The sequence below is a fragment of the Chitinophaga sp. genome (assembly GCF_036569125.1).
Classification (GTDB): domain Bacteria; phylum Bacteroidota; class Bacteroidia; order Chitinophagales; family Chitinophagaceae; genus Chitinophaga.
In genome coordinates, this window is sequence record NZ_DATCRF010000191.1 from 1 (window position 1) to 3,084 (window position 3,084).

Consider the following 3,084-nt stretch of genomic DNA (forward strand, 5'->3'; position numbering starts at 1 on the left):
GTATGGCAGTCTTTACACTGCCATACATCATAATCAACAGAGTGAAGCTTTTCTTCTATCACCTGGTATTTTTCCAGGAACTGGTCATCTGCTTTTTCACTCAGCCGCTTCATATCCTTATTGCATTTTGTGCATTGATAAGGGGCGGAGCGCAGCTGGTATAAGCGACGCTGCAGCCTGCGGGAGTAAAAGAACATAGGCACCGGGAAAAGCACGCTTAACAGCAGGCTTCTTTCAGCTGTTTTCCAGGTAAGATAGCTTTGGTGCCGGTCGCTGTTCTTAAGCCTGCGGGCTGCTACCAGGTGTATGATAACAGCATAAGCGCAAAAGAACAGTACCCAGTCGCAATAAAGGATCAGCGCTACTGTGAGAAAGCTAAAAGACCAGGAGGTATAGTTCACCAGGTAAAATATTAACACCAACGGCACTACGAACAGCCAGCTCCAGGACAGCCAGCCCGGGCGGTACAGGTCCGGTACTTTGGTGATGCCGGCTATTACTGCCGGCGATCTCCTCCGGTGAAACATCCCCAAAAAGGCGCCATTGCCAATCAGAAAGCAGCCAATAACCAGGAACACGCTGAACTTGCCGGGTAACTGGCGGGTATCTTGTTCCGGCAGCGCAAATAACGCAGTGGGGTCGGCGGGCGCACCATTCCCATCCTGCTGCTGTAATACGCTTACTACTGCCTGCATGCCTTCCAGCATACCTGCATCATAATCCTGCTGTTTGAAATGAGGCAGCATTACCTGCTGCTGAATGCGGAAACAGACCACATCGGGAAGATCGCCTTCCAGCCCGTAGCCTGTTTCAAATTCAATACGGTGCTGATCATCAACCAGTAATATCACCAGGCCGTTGTTCTTTTCAACGGCGCCGGGCTTCCAGGTGCTGAAGATCTCATGCGCCACATCCTTCGGCACATTATTACCAATGGTTTTAAGCAGCACTACTGCTACCTGCGCGCGGCCTGAATGGTCAAGACTATCCAGCAGCTGGTTCAGCGCATCCTCTGCCGCAGGCGAGATCAGCTGATCCGGGTTGCTGACATGGTGGCCCTGCCGCATAGGATCGGGCACCTGTGCAACACTGAATTGCTGCGCAGTGGCCGCAGCGGCGGACAGCAGCATTATTAACAGGCAGTAAAGGGAAAAACAGCGGGAACGTTTGGTTAAAAACATGACCGGTAAAAATGGCGAAAAATTTTCAAAATAGCTAACGGCTTATTGCTTACCGGCAGGATCTATAGTTTGTATGCTGCCATCCGGGTTATAATGCAGCTCAGTAACTTTTACATTACGGAGATATGTTTTACCGGAAAGCTGCACATCATGATAAAAGAGATACCATTTCCCGTTGTTTTCAATGATGGAGTGGTGAGAGGTCCAGCCTTCAACGGGTTTTAAAATAACGCCTTTATAGGTGAAGGGGCCGTAAGGATTATCGCCAATGGCATAGCAAAGGTTATGCGTATCGCCGGTGGAATAAGAGAAGTAATATTTGCCATTGTATTTGTGCATCCAGGCTGCTTCAAAAAAGCGCTGGCTGTTATCTTTTTCTTTATACAGCTCGCCTTTTTCATTGAGCAGCTTTACTTCTTTTACCGGTTCTGCAAAGCTCATCATATCCGGCGTTAAGCGGGCCACGCGCGGCAGTATGGCCTGTTCCTCCGGCGTGCGGTTTGTTTTCGTAGAATCATATTCGTTATTATTCCAGCGCTGCAGCTGCCCGCCCCAGATGCCGCCAAAGTACATGTAATATTTACCATCATCATCCCGGAAAACGCAGGGATCAATGCTATAACTGCCTTTGATGGGGGCTTTGGCTGCTGTGAAAGGGCCTTCGGGCTTGGTGCTGGTGGCTACCCCAATGTGAAATACACCTTTGCTGTCTTTTGCCGGGAAGTAGAGGTAATATTTGTTATTGGCAAATGCGGCATCCGGCGCCCACAGCTGGCGGCTTGCCCAGGGGATATCTGCTATCTTAAGCGCTACGCCATGATCGGTAACCTTAGCGCCTACACTATCCATGGAAAGAATGTGATAATCCTGCATATCGAAATGGCTGCCCAGATCATCTTCGGGGATACCGGTAGCGGTATCGTGCGACGGATAAACATAGATCCTGCCGTTAAAGACATGGGCCGAAGGATCGGCTGTATAAATGTTCGTAACCAGGGGCTGCGAAAGGTATGTTTTTTCAGTAACGGCAACAGTGGCAGTGTCTTTTTCAGCGGCCTTATTATCCGTTCCGGTTTGGTTGCAGGCAGAGAGTATACCTGTGATGAGGGCTGTGGTGAAAAACAGCGGGTAGTTCATAACGTGCATGTTTGTATTGTTTTTTTGGTTGTTAACTATGAAGATATTAAATTAAACAAATACTAAACCATCAAAACCTATATGAAAAGTACTTTAGCTATCACTGCTTACCTGGAAGAATTAAAGGCCGAATCAGGCGCTACCCGTAAATGCCTGGAAAGGATCCCCGTAAACCTGTTTGATTACAAGCCGCATCCCAAGTCTATGGCCCTGGGGTACCTGGCTTTACTGGTGGCGGAAATTCCATTATGGATCGCGGTGATGATAGAACAGGGGGAAATAGACTTTGCCACTTTCAAGCACCAGGAAGTTAAAACAACGGAGGACCTGGTTGCGCACCTGGATGAAAATCTGAAAAAAGCGGAGCAGGCATTGAGCAATGCCACGGAAGAGCAGCTGCAGGGGGATTTTACCCTGAAAGCAAACGGGCAGCTATTGTTTGCCAGCCCGGTTATGGGCAGCATTTCCTCTACCCTTAATCACTGGGTGCATCACCGGGGGCAGCTAACGGTGTACATGCGGATGAATGATATACCGGTGCCTTCTGTTTACGGGCCGAGTGCGGATGATAAACAGTTTTAAATGTGCAGATGTGCAAATATGCAAATGTGCAGATGTTGAATGCAGCGGTTCACTGAGCTTAATTCATTTGTGATCCCGCTATCTTTCTTCATCTGCACATTTGCATATTTGCACATCTGCACATCTGCACATTAGTTTGTTTTAGTGCTATCGTTTTCCGGCGCCTTATCTATCAGCTCCATAA

At 48.5% G+C, this 3,084-nt stretch carries 3 protein-coding genes; 1 reads left to right on the forward strand and 2 read right to left on the reverse strand.

The features are described from left to right. Together VIM87_RS06905 and VIM87_RS06910 are read right to left on the reverse strand one after the other, a co-directional pair. Positions 1-1,130: TPM domain-containing protein (locus tag VIM87_RS06905; RefSeq protein WP_331996270.1), on the reverse strand; the 1,130-nt coding region annotated here is incomplete at its 3' end. Between the two features lie 93 nt (positions 1,131-1,223). Then, entirely contained in the window at positions 1,224-2,318 is a 1,095-nt protein-coding gene (locus VIM87_RS06910; protein WP_331996271.1) for a glycoside hydrolase family 43 protein, read from the reverse strand. A gap of 81 nt (positions 2,319-2,399) precedes the next feature. On the opposite strand from VIM87_RS06910, the gene VIM87_RS06915 reads away from it, so the two are divergent. Beyond that, positions 2,400-2,900, forward strand: a complete 501-nt coding sequence (locus tag VIM87_RS06915; protein ID WP_331996272.1) for a DinB family protein — start codon at positions 2,400-2,402, stop codon at positions 2,898-2,900. Positions 2,901-3,084 lie beyond the last annotated feature (184 nt).

What these genes read in the sequence shown, in the direction of transcription:
- VIM87_RS06910 (WP_331996271.1), bottom strand. Translation starts at nt 2,318, where the DNA reads ATGAACTACCCGCTGTTTTTCACCACAGCCCTCATCACAGGTATACTC.
- VIM87_RS06915 (WP_331996272.1), top strand. Translation starts at nt 2,400, where the DNA reads ATGAAAAGTACTTTAGCTATCACTGCTTACCTGGAAGAATTAAAGGCC.